Genomic DNA, 18526 nt, shown 5'->3' with positions numbered 1-18526 from the left:
TTGCGGATAGGGTACTTACAGATCCTTTTATATCGGTTACTTGTACTGAAATTTGATCGTTGTTGTTTAGCGAGGCATTGGTGTAAGTGTTGCTATTGGTGTTTTGCACAGAACCACTATTTAAAAAGAAATGATAGGCGGCATAATTGCTTGGAGAGGCTGTAAATACAATTGGAACTCCATTGCAAATAGTGTCGCTGCCGGTATTTGTTGTGAGCGTTACAGGAGGCAGGTTGTTTACGTTTATTGATTTTACGTAGGTGGCAGAACATCCATTATCATTTACGGTAAGAGTTACTGTTTTAACACCTTGCGAGTTCCAAGATACACTATACGGTCCGGCTCCTGTTCCGCTATTTACAGTGCCTCCGTTAAACGACCAAGTATAAGTTGCTCCTGTACTTGCAGAGCCAGTAAATACAATGTTTGCAGAGCTGCCTAAACAAATTTCAATAGGCATAGTGAAAAGTGCTACAGGTGTAGGTTTTATAACTACAACTTTAGTAGTAGAATTTTTGCATCCCAAATTATTTGTTGCAAATAAGGTTATAGTAGCTGTGTCCGGGGCTAATGTATAGGTGTGTGCTGCTGGGTTTTGTTGCGAGGAAGTGGTTCCATCTCCAAAATCCCACGACCAAGAAGCAATGGTGTCTTGAAGTGTATTGGTAGTATTGGTAATGCTTGTTGGTAAAGGATTGCAGCCCAATTGCGGGGTAACAGTAAAATCAGGATTAGGTGCTTTTTTTGCAGTTACATAATTTGTTTTTAGTAGTGTTTGTTGGCACGAATTGCTGTCTGTTACAATTAGCTGAATGTTGTAACTCCCTGTATTGGTAAATACTTTGCACGGACTGTATTGTGTTGAAGAGGTATTGTCGCCAAAATTCCAAAGGTAGCTATGTAATAGCGAAAACTCTGAAGTGTTTGTAAAACATACGGTGTCTGAGAAAGAGCAAAATGAAAATTTGTTGCTCGTAAATGCCACTTTTGGCGGAGAATACACCAGCACACTAAATGTGGTAACGCTACTGTCATTGCCTACACAATAGACTTTTAAAGAAACTGTATAAGTAGTATCATTCCCAGAAGCAGAGGTGGTAAATGTATGAATTGGATTCTGTGTGCCGCTTGTTGCAGAGCCATCCCCAAAATTCCAAACCCTGTTTGTTACAACGCCAGTAGATGCGTCTGTTAATTGCAGTGTAAAAGGTGAGCATCCCTTTGCTTGCGAATTACTTGTTATAATAGCGTTACATTGCGCAAGAATTGAATAATTAAATTGAAGTAAAAAGAGCGCTAGTAAAACCCCGAAACGATTGTAAATTTTCTCCATCAAATAATAAAATTACCGTTCAACAACTGAAAGAATAGAAACCTCAGTTTGTGCAATTCTTCATAGAGAATTTTAATTGAGATTACCTGCTTACAAAATAATTTTTTTTTGACAGAATGCCAACTATTCTAAAATAAAAAACCCTACACGGTTAATGTAAGGTTTTTAAATAATTGGGTGTTAAATGATTAGTCTTTCCAATTAACAATGCTATAGGTACATCCTTTAACAATTGTGGTGTCTAGAACCCCGTTTTTATATATTTTCCAAGTGAAAAAGGTGCCTCCGTTTACAGTATAGTTGTCAACAGATGAGTTTATGAAAAGTGATGAATCTTTGTTTAAACTTATTTCCTTAGAATAGCTGCCATTGGGCGATTGTGCAACATCCAAATTACTAGATTGATTATACAATGAGTTAAGCAGATACGTTGTAATTGGCTTAGACGGATTTGTAGTAATCTCAATTTTTATGGTATTCATGTTAGCATTTACAGCAGGAGGATTAGTAGGGGCGGCTGTTTCTTCTTTTTTGCAACCAATTGCTACCATGAAAAGAGCTGTAATTGCCAACGCTAGATTTTTAATTTGTACTTTGTTTTTCATGTGCAGGTATTTTTTGATTTATATACATCAATGTACTCTTCAAACTAAAAATCACAAAACAAAAAAAACTGAATTATAAGATTCTGATGCGTTGGTAGGTTTTTGTATTTGCCTAGTAAGCAGGGTTTTAATTGTTTTCAGACAACACTATTGTGCAAAGTCGTCTCGGTTTGGACTAAACTGTATTCTGCAATCTTTTGCTAAAACATGAATCAATCAGGTTACTTTATGTCAAACTGTTTGTAGTAATAGTAAAACTTGACATAAATCAATTTTTATATTACCTTATTGTAAGCATATTGTTAATTTATACGTAACCGAAGCGAATGTTGTATTCAAAAAAAATAAATTTCCTTTTAATTGTACTTCTGTTTTTTTATAAGGCAATAGAGTCTCAAGTTGTAATTAACGAATATTCTTGTTCTAACATATCCACCAAAATGGATTCGTATGGCGAATACGAAGATTGGATAGAACTATACAATAGCGGAGTATCTGCCGTTAATCTTACCGGTTATTATTTAAGCGACAATAAAAATAATCCAACAAACTGGAAAATTCCATCAGGAAACATTGCTCCAGGACAATATATACTTATATACGCTTCTGGAAGAAGCCTTGTTGCAGGAAATGATATTCATCCAGATTTCAAATTAACACAAACAAAGCCTGAAGAAATTATTTTTGCAGATGCAGGCGGAACTATTTTAGATTCATTAACCTTAAACCCAACACAAGAGAATCATTCAAGAGGACGAACCACAGATGGTGCATCTACTTGGGCTCTATTTACTACCCCAACCCCCGGTGCAGCAAATACAAATGCAAAAAATAATTATGCAACTAAGCCAACAATGAGCATTGGAGCCGGTTTCTATACCTCTGCGCAATCAGTAGCTATTACTTCTCCTGATGCTAATGTTGCAATTCATTACACTCTTAACGGGAATATTCCTACAAGTTCAGACCCAGTGTACGCCACTCCAATCAGTATTTCAAGCACAACAGTGGTGCGTGCACGTGCGTTTAGTTCAAATCCGAATGTACCTGCAAGTTTTATTGAGAGTAATACATTATTTATTAATTCCAGCCATACTGTTCCTGTGATATCGCTGTTTGGAGATAATATTCTTACTCTTATGGGTGGTTCGCAAATAGACCCGGAAACAAGCTTGGAATATTTTAATGCATCTGGAGTTATGAAGTCGGAAACCTCCGGCAAGAGCAATAAGCATGGAAATGACTCATGGGCTTATTCTCAGCGCGGTATCGATTTTATTTCATACGACCAATTTGGATATAATCACGCTTTGCGAGATCAAATATTTAGTACTACACCACGTAAATCTTTTCAACGCATTATTTTAAAGGCTGCGGCTAATGATAACTATCCATTTGAGACTGGTGGAGCGCATATTAGAGATGCATACATTGCACATCTGTCTCAGTTAGGCAATTTGAATGTGGACGAGCGTTCTTGGGCTCCCTGTGTATTATATGTAAATGCTCAATACTGGGGTGTTTATGAGATACGCGAAAAATACGATGATAAAGATTACTGCGAATATTATTATGATGTAAAAGAAGATTCGTTACAGTTTCTTAAAACATGGGGAGGCACTTGGTCGGAATACGGAGGCCCGCAAGCACAAACAGATTGGAACAGTTTGAAAAACTTTATCAACTCCAACAATCTTGCCGTTCAAGCAAATTACGATTATGTGGATAGTTTGCTAAACATAAAAAGTTTTACAGATTATTTTATCATTAACACTTTTGTTGTTTGTATGGATTGGCTTAATTGGAATACCGCTTGGTGGAGAGGGTTGAACTATGAGTCAGACAAGAAAAAATGGCGCTATACACTTTGGGATATGGACGCTACCTTTGGTCATTATATTAATTATACTGGTATTCCCGATGAGTCAGCTAATGCAAAACCCTGTGATGTGCAATCTATTGGAGACCCCGGTGGACAAGGGCACGTGGACATTTTAAATAAATTGATGCAGAATCAAGGATACAAAACATACTATTTAAACAGGTATAACGATTTGCTGAATACTACATTTAGTTGTGGAAATATGATTACTGTGCTCGATAATATGATTAATCAAATATCGCCAGAAATGCCTAAGCAAATAGCGAAGTGGGGTGGCTCTATGAGCGGATGGCAAGCGAATGTAAATGCACTGAAAACCTTTATTAATCAGCGTTGTGTGAATGTTAAAAATGGATTTGCTACTTGCTATAACGTTACAGGACCACATAATCTAGTAATAGATGTTCAACCTGCAAACTCCGGAACGGTTGATTTGAACGATTTAACACTCCCGTATTATCCTTATACAATCAGCTATTTTGGAGGTTTGAAAATAGATTTAAAAGCAACGCCTGCAAGTGGTTTTAGATTTGAACAGTGGGAAATGAGCGCACATACTGCCAATCCTAGCGCAACCGATAAAGTGATTGATATTACTGTTGCTGCTCCCGACAACATTGTTGCAAGATTTGATAACGAACAAGACTATTTGCCGTTAGCTTTTTCTCCTAATGGCGATGGAATAAACGATGTGTTAATAATCAACGGGAAGGATTTGAAAGAAGTAGATTTAAAAATATACAGTCGTTGGGGACAGTTAATTTTTGAAACAAAAGACCAAACAAAAGGGTGGGATGGAAAAGTAAACGGACAATTGGTGAATACCGATGTGTTTGCGTATCGTCTGCGTGTTGTGCTATCTAACGGAGATGAGGTAGTGAAAAAAGGTAATCTAACATTAATGCGATAGATGATAGATAGTAAAACATATTTAGTAGTTTGTAAAGAGTACACAAGGCTTCGCATCAGATACTTGCTGCTTTGTACTTTGTACTTTATACTTGCTACTGACTGCTATTCCCAAGACATCCATTTTTCTCAATTCTCGCAAAGTCCGCTGCAAATAAACCCTGCTATGACCGGATTTTACGATGGATACCACAGAGGCATTATGAATTATAAAAATCAGTGGGCTGCAATGGGCAATGCGTTTAAAACAATTTCGGCTTCGTATGATATGCCGCTTGTTTTTAACAAGAACAGAAAAAAAAGTTATTTAGGTGCCGGAGTGTCTTTTTTTAAAGACAAAGCAGGCGATTCGCAATTAGGCATTAGTCAAGTAAATCTATCGGTATCGGGCATTGTGCCAATAAATGTGAATCATAAATTTTCTGCCGGTCTGCAAGCCGGATTTGCGCAGCGTTCTATTGATGCCAGTAAACTTACCTGGCAATCGCAGTTTGATGGGTTTCAGTTTGATCCCAATCTTGTATCTCATGAGTTACAGGGCTCTACCTCTTTTTCTTATTTGGATGTGGGTGCTGGAACTTTTTACGAATTTTCAAACAAGGAAAGTAGTATCGAAGCAGATGATTTTTTTAGAGTGAATGCAGGTGTTGCTATGTTTCATGTGAATCAACCCAAACAGAAATTTTCTTCCAATAACGAAAAACTTAATTCTAAGTTATTATTTTTTGCTTCTGCTCATTACGATATTCCGGAGACAAAATATACCGTACTTCCTAATGTTTTATTTATGAAGCAAGGTGGCATTACACAGCTAAATATTGGAACTTCTGCAAAATACAAAGTAAAAGAAGGTACAAAAATTACAGGACTATATAGCGAATCGGCTATAGGGTTGGGCTTAAACTACCGACTGAAAGATGCTGTTATACCGCAGGTTTTTTATGAATTGGGTAGTTATTTTATTTCCCTGTCCTACGACTTTAATTTATCTACTTACCGCAATGTAAGCGCTGGTAGAGGCGGTTTTGAAATTACATTGCGTTACACAACGTTAAAGAATGCATTGAGAAAATAAACTTTATGAGCAAACAAAATTCGTTTTTAATTCCCTGCCTATGTGTATTTTGTACACTAAGTATGTTTTTTATTTCTTGTAAGAAAGAAGCGGGCGAGGGCGGAGCAGCCACCATAACCGGAAAAATTTATGTCAAGGACTATGATAATGCTACATTGACAAATTTAGAGTCACAATATTTTGCTCAGAAGGAAGATGTGTATATTATTTATGGAGGAGAGAAAGGCACGTTTGACGATCGTGTAGAAACTAGCTACGATGGCACCTACGAGTTTAAGTTTTTGCGCAAGGGTAAGTATAAAATTTTTGTGTACTCAAAAGATATTTCAAAAAATTTGGTGTTATATCCATCCGGTTATAAAACAGAATTTTATTCTGTAGAAATATCCGGAAAAAAAGATGAAGTAGAGGTTCCTACCATTGAAATAATTGATTAGTTTGACTTCTGCTCTGAAAATAATCGAAGACTTTACACCTGTTTCCTTACAGGAAATAGATGCTGTAAAGCTAATGGATAGGGTAGATACAAAATTTACTTTTCACAATAATAAACTTTCCACTATTCTTTCTCAACTTAAAAACTCATACCGTATTTTATCTATAAATGATACTCGAATTCATCCCTACGAGTCTGTTTATTTTGATACTTCTGATTTTAAGTTGTACTTGCAACATCACAATGGTAAACTAAATAGATTCAAGCTCCGATATAGAAAGTATGCTACCAACAACAAAATATTTTTCGAGATTAAGAAAAAAAATAATCAAGGTCGCACCTCAAAAAAAAGAATTCAAGTGCCTGCTTTGGATACCGGTATTAATCAAACCTGCTTAGATTTTGTAAAAAAGGAGGTCGACTCTTCTCGTGCATTTGAATATAAATTATCAAATTATTTCAGCCGTATTACGTTTGTAAATAATTTATTTACTGAGCGTATTACCATTGATTTTAATTTAATCTTGAAAAATGATTCGTCCACTAAATCGTTCGAAAACATTGTGATAGCAGAAGTTAAGCATGCAAAGGGCTGCAAGTCTGATTTTGTTAAGTTGATGCGCGAGAATAGAATTGCCAATACTTCTATCAGTAAGTATTGTTTAGGCGTAATTTCATTGTATCCAAATGTAAAGTACAATGCATTTAAAGAGAAAATTATAAAACTAAATAAAATAAAACATGCTGCTTGATATACTAAGTGAACCTGCCGTGAAAGACGGTATAACATTATTCGAGAAATTATCGTTCAAGTTTTTTATAAGACTGGCAATAGATATTGTTGCAGTATTTGTATTGGTTCGATTTATTTATTACCCCAACTACAAAAAGAAAGAATTTTTCTTTACGTTTTTTATTTTCAATCTAATTATATTTTTAATATCATTTTTGCTGAATAAGGTGGAAATGTCGTTGGGAGCGGCCTTTGGACTATTTGCTGTTTTTTCAATGTTGCGTTATCGAACAGAAGGAATATCGTTAAAAGATATGACCTATCTGTTTTTAGCCATCTCCATTGGGTTGATAACCGCCATTACCAAAGGCAACTTAGATGAATTGGCGCTGCTCAATTTTATTATACTAGGGTTTACCTATTTGCTGGAAAGCGACTTGGTAATAAAGAAAGAGTTTTCAAAACAAATTGTATATGAGAACATTGAAAATATTAAGCCGGAGAACAAAACGCAGTTATTGCTCGATTTGGAAAGGCGTACAGGATTAAAGATTGTACGTATTTCTATTTTGAAAATAGATTTTTTGAAAGATGTAGCTATTATACAAGTGTTTTATTACGAATGATACTGCGAGTTATATATACACTACTTCTTTTTTTTAGCACGTTGGTAGGCTTTTCGCAAACCAAAGATGCAAGCGTTTGGATTGGAAATTCGTTTGAGGTTGATATTAATAAAAAAATTGCCGCAACAATTACAGAGGAAATTAGATTTGATGAAAACATTTCTGAGTTGGGTACTTTTTTTACTGATATTGGATTAGAAGGAAAGCTGAGTAAAAAAATGTCACTTGGCGTGAATTATAGAAACATCAGAAGGCGCAGGTTGGACGATTCGTATGCCTTGCGCCACCGATTTTATGCTGATGTAAACATTCGCCAAAAAACGGAACGAATTACATTTACGTATCGATTGCGTTACGAGATGCAGTACAGTAATATTGCTGCTGCTGATTTTGGTTCGTCAGGAGATGGATTTACGGCAAGAAACAGAATAAGAAATAGAGTAGGTGTTCGATTGAATACTGAGAAAAAAGTAAAACCGTATTTTACAATAGAACTGTTTAATTATCCTAAAACTTATCAGTTTGATATGCGCTATAATGCGGGAATAGACTATAAGATGAGTAAAAAATATGCACTTACTTTCTTTTATCAACTCAATAATGAGTTTGGGGTTAATAATCCGCAAAGCGATTATACTATTGGCGTTGGTCAAAAGTTTAGTCTGTAATTTTTTTCTGCCATTAAATCCCTTATATTAACTCTATAATTAAAAAAGCAAACATGAAAAAAAATCTACTTATTGCCTGTGCATTGTTTATGTTGCTTAGCTCTACTTTTGCTCAACGAAAAAAAATAGCAGTGGTAACTTTTTACACCGATAAACATATTGATTATTCCGATATTCCTAATTCAAATGTTACGTTTGTTGCATCTATGAAGTCGTTGTACGAAGATCCGAAGTTTAATTTAAAACCTGTATTAGATAATTTTCACAAAGCCTTTTTTGCGGAGTTAGCCAAGGATTTTCCATTTGATTTTATTCCGGAAGAACAAGTAATAAATAACGAGGCATACAAAGCATATGAGAGTAAATGGGGTGAAACAAAGGATGCTGAGAAATCTAAGTTTGCGCAACAATATATTTCAGTAGATGGATACAAACCTTTAATTATAAACCCTTTGGGGAAGAAGGAAAATAGAAATGAAACGAAAATGCTCGAAATATTTGGGAAAGATGTGGATGGTGTAATGATTGTAACGCTAGACTATAGATTTTTGGTAAAGGCAGCAGTTATGGGTATGGGCAGTGCCGGCATGTATGCATATGCCCGTATTAAATTATGGAACAAAGAAGGAGATAAGGTTTTTACTGTAAATGAGCGTGCTTCATCAGATCAAACGGTAGCATTAATTTCTGGCATCCCTGTAACCAACGTGGATGAAATTCTGCCTATGTGCGAATCTGCTTCGAAAAAATTATTAGAGGACTTACGAAAACGCATGCCTAAGATAACTGAGAAGGCTGCTAAGAAGTTGTAGTATAAAGATGTGAATTGGATTTGTATATATTCGAAGTAAACTCTACTGTAAGTAAAACTTCAATATTTAGTTTTGTAGTTGACAATGTTATAAATCACGACTTTATTTTTGTGATGTATAGTTTATAGCCTCATACATTGACAACTATCTTGTAAATAACAAACTATTACTACTAGTTTGTTTGCTTGGTGGAGTATTAAACCAATACTCGATATTGCCTTGCTTTTGTAGGTTGACAATCAATACGTTATTCTTTTTTATTTGACACTCAACTTCTAATTTGCGCAAAATATTTATTTGACTTATCGTTTTTTGGTAGCTAGGTTTGCCCAAAAACTTTACTATGAAAAAAACACTATTAAGCGCGAGTCTTGTGTTAACAATTTTCGCTAATGCACAAAACAGTCTAGAATTTAATGAGGCAGCAGCTTTGCAAGAAGCCCAACAAAAAGGGATTGCCCTGGTTGACTACCAAGGCTACATTAACAAAAAACAATGGGAGTGGAAAAAAGCAAATGGCTTGATTAAACAAGCTCCCGTTGTTTTAGCAGATAATACTCCTGTAAATCTTACCGCACAGTCAGCTACCAACATCGATTTTGAAACCGGAGATTATACTGGTTGGACAACTGAAATTGGCTGGAATGGAGGTTTTCCTGCTGCTGATGGTGTAATTAATGGTATTCACGCAACTCCTGTGGGACCTGTCAATAAACATCCACATATGGTTTGTTATTTGGATAGTTCATACAGGCATGGTTTGATGAATGTAGGCGCAAATACGGATAGTATAATAATGCAAAGTTCGACCTCTCCTTTAGGTGGGAATTATGTAGCACGAGTTGGGCGTTATTGCGCTTCTAATGAGGCTTCTATATTAAAGCAAACGTTTAATGTTACTTCTGGTCAGCATGTATTGCAAGTGGCGTACCTACCTATATTGGATGCTGGCTGGCATATGCTAGACCAAGCTCAATTTATTACCATTTCGGTTTTAGATTCCAACAACGATACAGTGCAAGGGGCTTATCTAGAATTAAAGGATGTCACTACTGGCTATAATCAGGTTACCTATAATTTGCAATCGGTTTCATACAAGAATTGGCAGATATATTCTTTTAATTTAAGTAATTATATTGGTCAGAATGTGACCATAAAAGTAGAAGCTGCTGCTTGCACATGGAGTGGCCATTCAGCATATTGTTATTTCGATGCAAAATTGGGAGGTACTTCTTTAAGCGTGGATGATATAATGAATGCAAGGGTGTCATTGTATCCTAATCCATCTAAAGATATACTTACTATAGAGAGTAAAGATGTGTTACTATCTACCTACCAAATTGTGAATATGCTTGGAGAGTCTGTAATGACAGGTAGTTTGACCAATTCAAATACCATTGATATTTCCCAATTAAGCAAAGGGGCTTATGTAATAAAGGCTTCGTCTGCACATGAAATAATTTCTAAACGATTTGTAAAGGAATAATTCAACAACAATTTTATTTTCAAGGGCGCTAAGATACAATCTTAGCGCCCTTGTTGTTTTAGACCTTCTTACGGTTTAATCGTTACAATTTTGTATACACTCATTCAAAATAAACAACGCCTCATCCATTTCTGATTGAGAGATAGTCAATGGTGGTGCAATTCGTAGTGTAGATGCATTAAACAAAAACCAATCGGTTATAAGTCCTGATGCAATACATTTTTCGATTACTTTAAAGTTCATTTGCTCGCTTTCAAACTCAATTCCTATCAGTAAACCTTTTGCACGTATTGATTTTATTAATGGAGAAGGTTTTATGTTTTTTACAATATAGTTTGATTTCTCTAAAACAGTATCTGTAATTTTTTCGTTTAAGATAGTTTGCAATGTTGCTAATGCAGCAGCACACGAAACGGGATGGCCGCCAAACGTAGTTATATGGCCTAATACAGGATTGTGTGTTAAGGAATTCATAATTTCTTTTGATGCAATAAAAGCCCCAATAGGCATTCCGCCCCCCATGCCTTTTGCCAGTACTAAAATGTCAGGAGTAAACTCGTATTCTTGAAATGCAAATAGATTGCCGGTTCTGCCAAATCCTGTTTGTATTTCATCGAGAACTAATAAGGCTCCAACTTCTTTGCAACGATTGTAAATAGATTTTAAATATCCATCATGAGGAATGATAATTCCTGCTTCGCCTTGTACAGGCTCTATTACAACACAGGCTGTTTGTTCTGTAATGAAATATAGTTGATCAAAATTATTATATTCTAAGGTGCGTGTAGCGGGCAATAACGGGCGAAACGAATTTTTAAATGTTTCGCTTCCCATTATGCTTAGCGCTCCGGTGGTGCTTCCATGATACGAATTGGTGAAAGAAATAATTTCTGGACGGCCTGTAAATCGCTTAGCGAGCTTTATAGCGCCCTCAATGGCCTCTGCTCCGGAATTAACAAAATAGCAAGAAGATAAGTTTTGTGGCAATACATCAGCCAAAGCCTTAGCTAGTAGTACTTGTGGCGACTGCACGTATTCTCCATACACCATTAGGTGCATGTATTTTTCTAATTGTGCATTTACAGCTTTTAAAACATTTGGATGTCTATGTCCAATATTACTTACTGAAATCCCCGAAATAAAATCGATGTATTTTTTTCCGTAGGTGTCGTATAAATATACGCCATCTGCTTTATCTATCTCCAGCGCTAATGGGGCAGGGCTGGTTTGAGCAAGGTGACTATAAAAAAGTTCGCGGTTGTTCATTTATTTCATTTACGTCTGCAAAATCCCTACATTATACTGCTTGGTAATGGGCGCATGATTAGCAGCCTCTATGCCCATAGAAATCCATTTGCGTGTGTCTAGTGGATCAATAATTGCATCTACCCATATTCTGGATGCAGCGTAATAAGGTGATGTTTGTGCGGTATAGCGGTCAGTAATAGTTTCCAATAATTTTTTTTCGTCTTCGGGTGTTATTACTTTTCCTTGGGCTTTTAATGTGCTTACTTGAATTTGTAATAATACTTTTGCTGCCTGTGCACCTCCCATTACTGCTATTTGAGCAGTAGGCCAGGCAACAATAAGTCTTGGGTCATACGCTTTTCCGCACATCGCATAATTTCCTGCTCCGTACGAGTTGCCTACAATCACCGTAAATTTAGGCACTACAGAGTTGCTCATGGCATTTACTAATTTGGCACCATCTTTAATAATGCCACCTTGCTCAGATCTGGAGCCTACCATAAAGCCTGTTACATCTTGCAAAAACAGCAATGGAATTTTTTTCTGATTGCAGTTCATAATAAAGCGCGCTGCTTTATCTGCCGAGTCGGAATAAATTACGCCTCCAAATTGCATTTCACCTTTTTTGCTTTTCACTACCTTGCGTTGGTTGGCAACAATCCCAACAGCCCATCCATCAATACGTGCAAGCCCGCATAAAATAGATTTGCCGTAAGTTTCTTTGTATTCTTCAAAGTTTGATTCGTCCACCAATCTATCAATAATTTCCTGCATGTCGTATTGCTTATCTCTTGCATCAGGAATTATTCCGTAAATTTCTTTTTCATCTTTCTTAGGTGCTTTACTTGCAACACGGTCGAATCCGGCTTTTTCAAAAGATCCAATTTTATCGAAAATATTTTTTATTCTGTCTAAACAATCTTTATCGTCTTTGCATTTATAATCGGTAACACCACTAATTTCGCAATGTGTAGTAGCACCGCCCAATGTTTCGTTGTCAATATCCTCGCCAATAGCCGCTTTTACAAGGTAAGAGCCTGCCAAGAAAATACTCCCAGTTTTATCTACTATCATGGCTTCGTCACTCATGATAGGAAGGTACGCCCCGCCTGCTACGCAACTGCCCATAATTGCAGATATTTGAATAATACCCATGGACGACATGATCGCATTGTTTCTAAATATTCTTCCAAAGTGTTCTTTGTCGGGAAAAATTTCGTCTTGCATAGGAAGGTAAACACCTGCACTATCTACCAAGTAAATAATTGGCAATCTATTTTCCATTGCTATTTCTTGCGCACGCAAATTCTTTTTTCCGGTTATTGGAAACCAGGCTCCGGCCTTAACAGTAGCATCATTCGCTACAATAATGCATTGACGTTTACTTACATATCCAATGCCAATAACTACGCCACCTGCAGTGCATCCACCGTGTTCTTTGTACATGTCATCGCCTACAAATGCACCCACTTCAATAAATTTAGAATCTTTATCTAGTAGGTAATTGATGCGTTCTCTGGCAGTTAGTTTTCCTTGTTCGTGCTGCTTCTCAATTTTGCTTTTCCCGCCTCCTAAATAAATTTTTTCTAAGCGTTGATTCATTTGAGAAATAAGCAGTTTCATCTTATCCTCATTTTTATTGAATTCTATATTTTGCATAGTAGTAAAAAAATTGAATGTAATTATAATAAAAAAGCTCTTAAAATGACCGGCATTTTAAGAGCTTTTAGTGAATGGAAATATGTTTTATTTGAATCCAACCAAAATTGTAACGCATCCGCTTTTATCAAGAGTTTCCTCTTTTGAGCCTTCTTGTGTTTTGATTTCAATTGTTAAATCTTGTGTTACATCTACGTTAAAATCCCACATAATGGTACCATAACTTTTTGTAGTATAAATAACGTTGTTATTCATGTCCTTTAAATTAAGCTCTATTTTGCCTAATTGTTCTTCTGCACAAATAACCATTCTATACTCATCCCCATAATAAAAAGTCATTGGTACCTCAATTTTGGTATCGTTTAGCATCGTAGTGGAATACAACTGATCGTTAGCTATGTATGGCTTTAATTTAGGATAGCATTTTTGTCTAGAAAAAGTTTGGCATTGAGAGTAACCTGCAATACTAAATAATGCTACAACTAAAACGGTAAAGATGAATTTTAATTTCACGCGAATATTTTTTTGTTGTTACGCTTGTAAACCCCCTTTAAAATTACTGATTCGTAATTTTCTTTCTTAACGCTTCTGCTTTTGTTGTAATCTTTTCTAATTGTTCTTTAGACAATGTGTATTTAGATGTACCACCAATAGTAATTGTGTTTTTTGCAGCATCTTCTTTTACGGTAGCTTGCGTGTTATCCATTTGCATTTCATCATAAATAGATTTAATGTCTTTTAAATCTGTTAGGATATTCATGATGTCAGCATCAGATTCTTGTGTGCTTAATAGCGCAACTAAGTTGTTTAAAGAACCTTTTAATTCAGCTATTCTAGTAACAATTGCATCGTTGTCTTTTATTGTTTTTGTAAGTTGAGTTCCAACATACAATCCTTCAATAAAACCACCGGAGATAGAAAGCAAATAAGTGTTCATTTGCTCACTTTCCTTAAATGTTTCGTTCGAGTTCATGAAAATATCAGAAATCATATTTAACAACGAATCTTTGTTGTTAACGTTTTTCTTTAATCTATCAATTACTGAAGATGCGTATGCGCCAGAAGCACCTAATTCATCAGCAATTTTTTTAGAACAATCTAAGTAGTTCATTACTTCTTGTGTTTGTCCGAATATAGCAGAGTAGCTCATATCGGCACCATAAACACCTAGGTTTAATGCTTTGTTAAACTTGGTAGAATATTTAGAAACATTTTCAGTAGAGTTCAATAATTTTTTATCGTATGTTGCACCCGCCTTTTGCAATAACTTACCCAACTGAATAGGTGAAGGTATTGAATAAAACACGTTGGTTTTTGGCGCTTCTACTTGAGCAGTATCAACTGCTGTAGAGTCATTCATGTCTTCGCCTTCTCCCTTTTTTTCGTTGCCGCCACATGATCCAAGTGTAATTACTGAAGCTGTTAAAGCTACAACTGATAATCGTCTGATTGAAAGATAGTTCATATACATTTTACTTAGTTTGTTAAGATTTAAACGTGTCAAATATAGTAAATTTATGAGTTTAACCTAAAAATTCCGAAATTAAATTGAAATTAGCCAACAATATGGAAAATGTACGCGAATATTTAAATAAGCTAAGGCATGATTTTTCGAAATTATCGCTTTCGGAAAAAGATGTAAATGATAATCCAATTAAGCAGTTTGAGGCTTGGTTTACTCAGGCTGTTGAAAGTAAAGTGTTGGAGCCCAATGCAATGGTGTTGTCTACCGCAAGCAAAGACTCAGTGCCTTCTGCACGAGTTTTGTTGTTGCGAAATTTTGAAGCAAATGGCTTTGTTTTTTATACCAATTACCACAGTAGAAAATCGAAAGACATACATGAAAATCCTAAAGCGAACATGCTTTTCTTTTGGCCTGAATTGGAGCGACAAGTGCGTATTGAGGGTGTTTTAGAGAAACAGTCTGATGCCGAATCGGATTTGTATTTTGCAAGCAGACCAAGAGGCAGCAAGCTAGGGGCGTGGACATCGCCACAAAGCGAAAAAATTGCATCACGAGACTTTATAGATAAAAAACTAAAGGAATTTGAAACTAGATTTCCGGGCGAAGATATTCCTCGACCACCTTATTGGGGTGGGTATGTGCTAAAGCCAAACAGGATAGAGTTTTGGCAAGGCCGACAAAGCCGTTTGCACGACAGAATTGTGTACGAATTGAACCAAAATAATTCTTGGGATATTTATCGAATTGCTCCGTAAATTTTTTACGAATTATTTTATCTAGGACAATTGATGTTTTGCTGAATTGTTACCATTCTAGAGCCTTTGATGGTTTTCTTTATTTTTCGAATAAATTTTTTTTGATCTTTCTTTGATAATTCTTGCAATGTAAAGCAGTAGTCCATTTCACCTTCTCGGCCCCACCGATACATGTTGTGTTCTACTTTTTTTGGATATTTTTCCAGCGTTTCTAAAAATTGTTTGTGCAATACTTTATCTATTCCACAACATATGCTGTTGAAAGAAACTACTAATCGAGCTTTGTTTGAAGCTGTTGTGGTTGCAGAGGAATCGGGTTGTGCAACTGCCAAAAAATGAAGTAAAAGGAAAAATACAGTTGTGGTAAAAATAGATACAGATTTTTTCATACTTGTTTTTTTATTGAACATCATAACTATCTTCCTTCCAAATTAATTTATTTAACGTGCAATTATAATAAGCATTTGCGCTATTTCTCGAAAGTTTTATCAAGTTAGCATCAATAATTTCAATGTTGTCGTTAGTTAAATCTACAAGCAATTCATTTTTTAAAGATACAATTCCCCATTTTTCTTTTTTTACGAATAAGCAATTGCATTTTAGTGCAGGTAGCTGCATTTGTTCGTATTCAGGGGTTATTTGAAACTTCCCATCTTTAGAAATTAGCCCCCATTTCTCCTTTTTTTTAACGCAGGCATATCCATTTAAAAAATTGGTAGCGTAGTCAAACTGAAATCCAATGGCTAATTTTAATTGTAAATCGATATATCCCCACTTTGTTTTTTTTCGCACTGCCGCTAACTCGTTCGAAAAATAATTGAGTTCATCATATTCAATGGGCACAAGTATATTTCCGGTTTTATCAACCATGCCTTGCTTTTTGTTTTTTTGCAATTTAGCAAATCCATTTTCGAATAAACCTTTTACGATAGACGGAGAATAGTCGTATTCCAAAGGGATACTAGTTTTTCCTAAATTGTTTCCAAAGCCATATTTGCCATCTTTAACTAGAATAAACAAATCTTCTGTTCTGTCTAAAACATCGTATTCGCAAGGGAATACAAATTGACCAAGGGTGTCAATCAATCCATATTTATTGTTGTTTTTTATTCGTGCAAAGTTGTTTTCAAAACTTTCAACCCAATCAAAAGTAGGCGCAATTAATATGCTTCCGCGTTTGGTAATAAATCCCCACTTGCCCGAAATGCTTATTGCTGCAAGGTTTTGGTTAAAGTCGTGTACATTTTCATACAACGGCTCTATAATTGATTTGCCCAAATTATTTAGAAACCCATACTGATTGCCCTTTTTTATCCAAACGCAATATTCGTTCATATCCCCAATGTCTTGATATTCTATGGGGATGGCTATATTCCCTAGTTTGTCTATCATTCCAGCCTTTTCATTTTTTCTTACGGATGCAAATCCATTTTTAAAAGCTTCTACATCATCGTATTCAAAGGGTACAATTATTTTACCTGCTTTGTTTATAAAGCCGGCTTTGCCATTCAGTCCTACAGCTGCTAAGCCTTCAGAAAAATCCTCAACCCAGTCGTACACAAAGCCAATTTTTTGTTTCCCACTTGCATCTATAAATCCCCATTTGTTGTTTTGCTTTACTTTATATAACTCTGTCAGAGCTAAATCCAGCTCGCTTATCAAATTGTCCATGTACGGATAATCAGGGAACTTGAATCTAAACTCTGCAATGGATTTAGGTTTATGGTCGGCTGTATAAAGTGTGTATATCGCATGCCAAGCAGATTCTACGTTGTGATTGTTTGGAAATCGTTTTATAAAATACTGGTACTCGTTTATTGTTCCATTAGTTATCATGAGCGAGAATAATGCATTTTCTGCATCGTATTTATAAGGGCTATATGGGTTTTCTCTCAAGAATTTTTCGTATTCGTCAATGGTTTTGTTGGCAGTTGCTTCTTTGTATTTGGCTGTTTCGTAAAGTGTTTTAGCTTCCTTTAGTTGTTTGGAAGAGGGGTAGTTTTCAATAAAATTAATATAAGAGTCTGCTGTGTTTATGTTTTTCACTTCCGCAAATACTATACTATCTCTACTGTTTAAAGCTAAGCTACGTTGAGGCGCATCTGTGTATGTTTCTAAAAAATAATTTAAAGAAGGGAGTGAATTTTTATAGGAAGCAAAAGCTTTTTCGAATACCGTGTTTTTTAAACTATCGATTGATTTTCGGGTAATGCCATGTTTTTTGAATTTTTCGTGCGCATTGGAAGGTTGAATTCCGTAATTAAAAGATACTTTTTTGATGTAAACGTATGCGGTATCAATTTGATAGAATGGATTGTCGTTGCGGGAATAAATGGTAGCTAATCCATAATACGCAGCTACCGGATTTTTTTTGATGTTTTTTTCAAATATTTTTTTTGCTTCAAAATAATTGTAAATGGAAAGTGCCTTAAAGCCTTTATCTATCTTGCTTGCAACTAAAAAGGAGGGTGTGGTTAAAAGTAAAAATAGATGTAATGCGCGCATATGTTTTTATCAATCGAGCTTTTATTCGTAGCTTTAATTTAGAAATAAAAACTCAATTTACTGGTAAGTGTATTAGTAGCAATAGAATAGGAGTTATTTATTAGAAACCGGATACCATGTTTAGCAAAGGACAAATAATATTTGCCATTTTATTTTTTATCGCGTTTGTTTTTTTGATGCTGTGGTCGTACAGAAGAGATAAAAACATTACCGGAATACATTTCCCCAAAACATATAAAATACTGATATTCATAGCTTTAGTTCTGGCTTCGCTATATCTTTTTGTTAAGATAAAAACAAGTTTATAGTATTTATCGGCTACCCTCAAA

Annotated in this window: 17 protein-coding genes; 9 read left to right on the top strand and 8 right to left on the bottom strand. The window is 35.5% G+C overall.

Features of this window, described 5'->3' with window-relative positions; all coding sequences use genetic code 11:
• A partial coding sequence (locus J0M08_05790) for a PKD domain-containing protein (GenBank protein ID MBN8702554.1) occupies positions 1–1333 on the bottom strand: 1333 nt, incomplete at its 3' end.
• 188 nt (positions 1334–1521) lie between these two features.
• Positions 1522–1938, bottom strand: coding sequence for a hypothetical protein (locus J0M08_05785; protein ID MBN8702553.1), 417 nt, complete (start codon positions 1936–1938; stop codon positions 1522–1524).
• Positions 1939–2264: 326 nt separating this feature from the next.
• On the opposite strand from J0M08_05785, the gene J0M08_05780 reads away from it, so the two are divergent.
• The 8 genes from J0M08_05780 to J0M08_05745 all read left to right on the top strand — a co-directional run bounded on the left by J0M08_05780 (position 2265) and on the right by J0M08_05745 (position 10565).
• Positions 2265–4730, top strand: coding sequence for a CotH kinase family protein (locus J0M08_05780; protein MBN8702552.1), 2466 nt, complete (start codon positions 2265–2267; stop codon positions 4728–4730).
• The gene (locus J0M08_05775) at positions 4731–5804 is read left to right on the top strand and encodes a PorP/SprF family type IX secretion system membrane protein (protein ID MBN8702551.1); all 1074 of its coding nucleotides are present in this window, start codon (positions 4731–4733) and stop codon (positions 5802–5804) included.
• Positions 5805–5809: 5 nt separating this feature from the next.
• A complete protein-coding gene (locus J0M08_05770) occupies positions 5810–6241 on the top strand; it encodes a hypothetical protein (GenBank protein ID MBN8702550.1) in 432 nt (143 codons plus the stop codon).
• A 1-nt stretch (position 6242) separates the two neighbouring features.
• Complete coding sequence (locus tag J0M08_05765; protein MBN8702549.1) at positions 6243–6992, top strand: polyphosphate polymerase domain-containing protein; 750 nt, start codon at positions 6243–6245, stop codon at positions 6990–6992.
• Complete coding sequence (locus J0M08_05760; GenBank protein ID MBN8702548.1) at positions 6982–7599, top strand: DUF4956 domain-containing protein; 618 nt, start codon at positions 6982–6984, stop codon at positions 7597–7599. The genes J0M08_05765 and J0M08_05760 overlap by 11 nt, the downstream gene beginning before the upstream one ends.
• Positions 7596–8267: a DUF2490 domain-containing protein gene (locus tag J0M08_05755; GenBank protein MBN8702547.1), complete on the top strand. Its 672-nt coding sequence runs from the start codon at positions 7596–7598 to the stop codon at positions 8265–8267. Before J0M08_05760 ends, J0M08_05755 begins: the two co-directional genes overlap by 4 nt.
• A gap of 53 nt (positions 8268–8320) precedes the next feature.
• Positions 8321–9079, top strand: coding sequence for a hypothetical protein (locus J0M08_05750; GenBank protein MBN8702546.1), 759 nt, complete (start codon positions 8321–8323; stop codon positions 9077–9079).
• A 343-nt stretch (positions 9080–9422) separates the two neighbouring features.
• Complete coding sequence (locus tag J0M08_05745) at positions 9423–10565, top strand: T9SS type A sorting domain-containing protein (protein ID MBN8702545.1); 1143 nt, start codon at positions 9423–9425, stop codon at positions 10563–10565.
• A 75-nt stretch (positions 10566–10640) separates the two neighbouring features.
• Here the strand turns inward: J0M08_05745 and J0M08_05740 are convergent, their stop codons facing one another.
• From J0M08_05740 to J0M08_05725, 4 genes are all read right to left on the bottom strand, one after another.
• Complete coding sequence (locus J0M08_05740) at positions 10641–11831, bottom strand: aspartate aminotransferase family protein (protein MBN8702544.1); 1191 nt, start codon at positions 11829–11831, stop codon at positions 10641–10643.
• A 9-nt stretch (positions 11832–11840) separates the two neighbouring features.
• Complete coding sequence (locus J0M08_05735; GenBank protein ID MBN8702543.1) at positions 11841–13472, bottom strand: acyl-CoA carboxylase subunit beta; 1632 nt, start codon at positions 13470–13472, stop codon at positions 11841–11843.
• 87 nt (positions 13473–13559) lie between these two features.
• Positions 13560–13985: a hypothetical protein gene (locus tag J0M08_05730; GenBank protein ID MBN8702542.1), complete on the bottom strand. Its 426-nt coding sequence runs from the start codon at positions 13983–13985 to the stop codon at positions 13560–13562.
• Between the two features lie 43 nt (positions 13986–14028).
• Positions 14029–14937 (bottom strand): hypothetical protein, encoded by a 909-nt coding sequence (locus tag J0M08_05725; GenBank protein ID MBN8702541.1) that lies wholly within the window; start codon positions 14935–14937, stop codon positions 14029–14031.
• A 101-nt stretch (positions 14938–15038) separates the two neighbouring features.
• Here J0M08_05725 and pdxH point away from each other — a divergent pair, with 101 nt between their 5' ends.
• Entirely contained in the window at positions 15039–15692 is a 654-nt protein-coding gene (gene pdxH / locus J0M08_05720; GenBank protein ID MBN8702540.1) for a pyridoxamine 5'-phosphate oxidase, read from the top strand.
• Between the two features lie 17 nt (positions 15693–15709).
• Here the strand turns inward: pdxH and J0M08_05715 are convergent, their stop codons facing one another.
• Together J0M08_05715 and J0M08_05710 are read right to left on the bottom strand one after the other, a co-directional pair.
• Positions 15710–16081, bottom strand: a complete 372-nt coding sequence (locus tag J0M08_05715) for a hypothetical protein (GenBank protein ID MBN8702539.1) — start codon at positions 16079–16081, stop codon at positions 15710–15712.
• Between the two features lie 10 nt (positions 16082–16091).
• Entirely contained in the window at positions 16092–18197 is a 2106-nt protein-coding gene (locus tag J0M08_05710; protein MBN8702538.1) for a WG repeat-containing protein, read from the bottom strand.
• Positions 18198–18526: the final 329 nt, after the last annotated feature.

The organism is Bacteroidota bacterium, assembly GCA_017303975.1.
Lineage (GTDB): Bacteria > Bacteroidota > Bacteroidia > JAFLBG01 > JAFLBG01 > JAFLBG01.
This window is presented reverse-complemented; position numbering and strand designations above follow the sequence as displayed.

Bases quoted from the DNA above. Each gene is read 5' to 3' on its own strand.
- J0M08_05750 (MBN8702546.1), top strand. From the start codon at position 8,321: ATGAAAAAAAATCTACTTATTGCCTGTGCATTGTTTATGTTGCTTAGC.
- J0M08_05780 (MBN8702552.1), top strand. From the start codon at position 2,265: ATGTTGTATTCAAAAAAAATAAATTTCCTTTTAATTGTACTTCTGTTT.
- pdxH (MBN8702540.1), top strand. From the start codon at position 15,039: ATGGAAAATGTACGCGAATATTTAAATAAGCTAAGGCATGATTTTTCG.
- J0M08_05735 (MBN8702543.1), bottom strand. From the start codon at position 13,472: ATGCAAAATATAGAATTCAATAAAAATGAGGATAAGATGAAACTGCTT.
- J0M08_05715 (MBN8702539.1), bottom strand. From the start codon at position 16,081: ATGAAAAAATCTGTATCTATTTTTACCACAACTGTATTTTTCCTTTTA.
- J0M08_05755 (MBN8702547.1), top strand. From the start codon at position 7,596: ATGATACTGCGAGTTATATATACACTACTTCTTTTTTTTAGCACGTTG.
- J0M08_05760 (MBN8702548.1), top strand. From the start codon at position 6,982: ATGCTGCTTGATATACTAAGTGAACCTGCCGTGAAAGACGGTATAACA.
- J0M08_05740 (MBN8702544.1), bottom strand. From the start codon at position 11,831: ATGAACAACCGCGAACTTTTTTATAGTCACCTTGCTCAAACCAGCCCT.
- J0M08_05710 (MBN8702538.1), bottom strand. From the start codon at position 18,197: ATGCGCGCATTACATCTATTTTTACTTTTAACCACACCCTCCTTTTTA.
- J0M08_05785 (MBN8702553.1), bottom strand. From the start codon at position 1,938: ATGAAAAACAAAGTACAAATTAAAAATCTAGCGTTGGCAATTACAGCT.
- J0M08_05770 (MBN8702550.1), top strand. From the start codon at position 5,810: ATGAGCAAACAAAATTCGTTTTTAATTCCCTGCCTATGTGTATTTTGT.
- J0M08_05775 (MBN8702551.1), top strand. From the start codon at position 4,731: ATGATAGATAGTAAAACATATTTAGTAGTTTGTAAAGAGTACACAAGG.
- J0M08_05745 (MBN8702545.1), top strand. From the start codon at position 9,423: ATGAAAAAAACACTATTAAGCGCGAGTCTTGTGTTAACAATTTTCGCT.
- J0M08_05725 (MBN8702541.1), bottom strand. From the start codon at position 14,937: ATGAACTATCTTTCAATCAGACGATTATCAGTTGTAGCTTTAACAGCT.